Raw genomic sequence first — 3,364 nt, forward strand, 5'->3', positions numbered from 1 at the left:
GTTCTCCTCCAATAGGATCATCATCTTCGTCTGCATAGCTCACTTCAAACAGCTCAACATTCAATTGTGCCGCAATCGTTTTAACCAACTCTGTTTTACCGGTTCCGGGTCTGCCATAGAGTAGAATATTGGAACCTTGTCTTTTCATCTCGATCGCCGTTTTGAGATAACTGATCATCATCGATGTTTCATCTTTGAGGTGATCGTAATCATCGACGCTCAAGGATACATCAGTGCATCGGCGAACGGAGTCTTTGATCATCTCTTCGATCTCCTGATCATCACAGGTCATCATCTTGTCAATAAAGCCGCTATTGCCAATATCGATTTTATTACGTAAAGATTGTGTACCATTACGATCAACACTCAAAATGCCGGTTTGTGCCAAACGTCCACTTGGTGACAATGTTTTACGAATATCGTCTTTTGTATGTTGTATTAATACGCTTAGAATGTTATAGAGCTGATCGGTAGAGATCTGCCCCAAGGTATCTCCGACATCATCCAGTAGCTCATAGTATTTAAGATACGCAACAAATCGAAGAATATCTTTCTCAACAGTGTTTAACCCGATGAGTACCGATAGTTTTTCAATATTTGTTTCCAAAATAGAAGATGATTGTTTTTTACTTTGTTCCAGTGTGCTTAATAGTTTTAGAAAACTCTCTTTCAAGACCGAACGCGTATTGATTTGTTGGTTTGAATCAACGGAATACCCTTGTTCAAAAAGGAGATCATTGATTGTAGCATCGTACTCGGAAAGCGCAGAAAGCCCAAAAAAAGATGCAATTTTTTTGTTACGTATTCGTCTGTCTTCTATCAGCTGATCTATTCCACCCAGTTTACAGATACAGGTAAGCGACCAATATGCGACAATGTTGATAGATTCTGAATCAACATACTGTGATCCGTTGATTTTTAAATCCAAAATATAGCTTTTTATCTTCATTGTAACGCCTCCATATTTTATCTGTAGAAATGTAACATCTAAAGTGGACACAGTTTTGACCATTTTTGTCTTAAATAGATGTTATAATTATCAAAAACAGCGGATATACCATGGCAAATATACGATTTGAAAAATCAGGCGGAAAATATGACCGTCTCTCATATCTGTACGAACGTCTAACACGTTCACCCGATGGCGTGACCATAAAAGATTTAGCTGAAGAGCTTGATGTCAGCACAAAAACAATTCAACGTGACCTGCACGAAGCACTGGGCGAACACGGCGTCTATTGTGATGGACGACGATGGAAGATCAATAAATCCAACGCCGAAGACGGACTGATCAAAGAAGAACGGATCGTTATCGGTATCCTTGATTCCATCGCCAAAAATACTGGACCGTCGTTCTATGCCAAAGCCCATCAGCTCCTTGAACAGATCTCCTGCCAACTCGAGCATCCGTTGTTCGCCAATCTCGATACCGAGACGTTGGGTGAAGCCCATTTAACCCTCTTCGCACAGCTTGAAAACGCGATAAAATCCAGAAATATCATCACTGCCCATTACACTGCTGTCACGAAAAGAAAACGTAACGTACGTCTAAAACCTCTGCGGTTGGCATTTTTTGACGGGTACTGGTATTTGCTCGCATTCGACGTTGAAGACAAAAATACCTTCAAAAAGTTTCATTTGAAATCACTTCAAGATATCCAGATAAAAGAAGAACGTTTTGAGTATCCGACTGAATTATCCGAAGCAGTCGAAAAAGCGTTCTCGGTGTGGTTCAATCTGGATAGAAGTTTTGAGGTAAGGCTGCTGGTTGATGCTACCGTAGCCCCTTATTTTGAGCGCAAACCGTACAAAGGACAAAGTATCCAGGGCAGAGATGCCGACGGATCGATCGAAGTAGTTCTCACAGTCACGGACGAAATGGAGATACTCCCGATTGTACAATGGTATCTCCCCCATATCCGTATTTTAGATCCAGTATGGATGAACGACATACTAATGGAGAAAATCCATAGCTATACCTATTTAGGGCAATAGCTACAGCGCTTTCCACCCCTTTTCAAGTTCAGCCCATAATTCGAGGGATTTCGCATACATGCGGATCTCATCTTCGGGTTTGCAGGGATTATTTTCAACGGTTCTCAATCCTTTAGACATATCGGCAACTTTATAAATTCTCTCTTCATATCCGGAACTTTTGATCACATCGCCAATCACTTCGTAGCGCTTAAGCGTTTTATGCACCGGCAAGATCGGACCGCGTATGATAAAGGGAGGATGATACTTTTTGAGGTAGCGCTTGAGGTTTTTCACCACAAATGCGAAAACGATAGCACGATCAGCACGGTTATCAAAATATTGCATTGTAGATTGTCCTGATTGATCGCTGAAATTTTCAGGCGTTGAAAACCGCATCCGCCGTACATTATGCAACCGGATTTCAACTATATATCCAAAATTTATTATCGGTAAATAGTTATCCTTCGTCATCGCATTACACTCGCATTGGACAGTCATGTTGACATAGCAATTCGATGAACTCCAAAAATGGTATTCCCATTCAATATCAAAAGGCATATCATTTGTCAGTCGCCAATTATTATTCTGTATTCTGACCAAATCGAGAGTAGGAGAGAGTTTCATACGATTCCTTTGTTTTTATCGTATGATAAAGATTAAAGTGGACAACAATGTGTCATTTCTCAATATTTAGATCAATAATCATATCGTGAAACGGAATGGGAACGTTCTTTATAGAGTAAGTCTTCTATTGTAAAACGTTCAAAAACCGTTTGACTCATCAAGTTTTCCATATCGACAAATTGTCGATAAATCGTTTCCGATTCACGTACCAAATCACTTCTTTTTTCAAAAGTACTAATGTTCAACGATATCGATTTAGCCCTGATCTCATCATTAATCGTTTCAAAGGAGATGAGATCGATACTTCCTCCATCCTCGCTGATAATACCCCCATCATACTCTGTGTGGAAAAAGCCATAATACTGTTTGCAAGATCGAATATGTTCTTCCGCAATGGGTGTAAACATACCATGTTTCATGTAACCCAATGCTTCTTTAGGTACATTTAGCACACTCCAAGGGTACAACTTTATAGGCATAAACATATCTAAATATACCTAAATAAGCAACTAAATAAGCAACTAAATAATTCAAAGAATAGCCTAAAATAGGCAAATATGCATCATTAAGCATAGATATTATATCGGGCTCATAACCTCGAGGTCATAGGTTCAAATCCTGTTTCCGCAACCAACAAAATACATACTTCAGAAGCAATCCAAAAAAGATTTTCAGACGTTTTTCACTTTTCCAAGTGATACCTGATTTGAATCATTCTAACTCACTAATTAGTCTACGCATTCCTCTTCAAATATCATTCAGC

The 3,364-nt window shown here is 39.3% G+C and carries 4 protein-coding genes; 1 reads left to right on the forward strand and 3 read right to left on the reverse strand.

What is annotated here, in order from left to right:
• On the reverse strand, positions 1–949 hold a 949-nt coding region (locus WA010_RS00405; RefSeq protein ID WP_422555202.1), incomplete at its 3' end, for an AAA family ATPase.
• A gap of 110 nt (positions 950–1,059) precedes the next feature.
• On the opposite strand from WA010_RS00405, the gene WA010_RS00410 reads away from it, so the two are divergent.
• Entirely contained in the window at positions 1,060–1,995 is a 936-nt protein-coding gene (locus tag WA010_RS00410; RefSeq protein ID WP_422555203.1) for a helix-turn-helix transcriptional regulator, read from the forward strand.
• On the opposite strand, the gene WA010_RS00415 is transcribed toward WA010_RS00410, so the two are convergent.
• Positions 1,996–2,601: a hypothetical protein gene (locus WA010_RS00415; RefSeq protein WP_422555204.1), complete on the reverse strand. Its 606-nt coding sequence runs from the start codon at positions 2,599–2,601 to the stop codon at positions 1,996–1,998.
• Positions 2,602–2,672: 71 nt separating this feature from the next.
• Positions 2,673–3,053 carry a hypothetical protein gene (locus WA010_RS00420; protein ID WP_422555205.1) on the reverse strand — a complete coding sequence of 127 codons (381 nt, stop codon included), beginning with the start codon at positions 3,051–3,053 and terminating at the stop codon, positions 2,673–2,675.
• Positions 3,054–3,364: the final 311 nt, after the last annotated feature.

This window comes from Sulfuricurvum sp. (assembly GCF_049305995.1).
Taxonomy (GTDB): Bacteria; Campylobacterota; Campylobacteria; order Campylobacterales; family Sulfurimonadaceae; genus Sulfuricurvum.

Excerpts from the sequence above, each read along its gene's own strand:
- WA010_RS00410 (WP_422555203.1), top strand. The coding sequence starts at position 1,060 with ATGGCAAATATACGATTTGAAAAATCAGGCGGAAAATATGACCGTCTC.
- WA010_RS00415 (WP_422555204.1), bottom strand. The coding sequence starts at position 2,601 with ATGAAACTCTCTCCTACTCTCGATTTGGTCAGAATACAGAATAATAAT.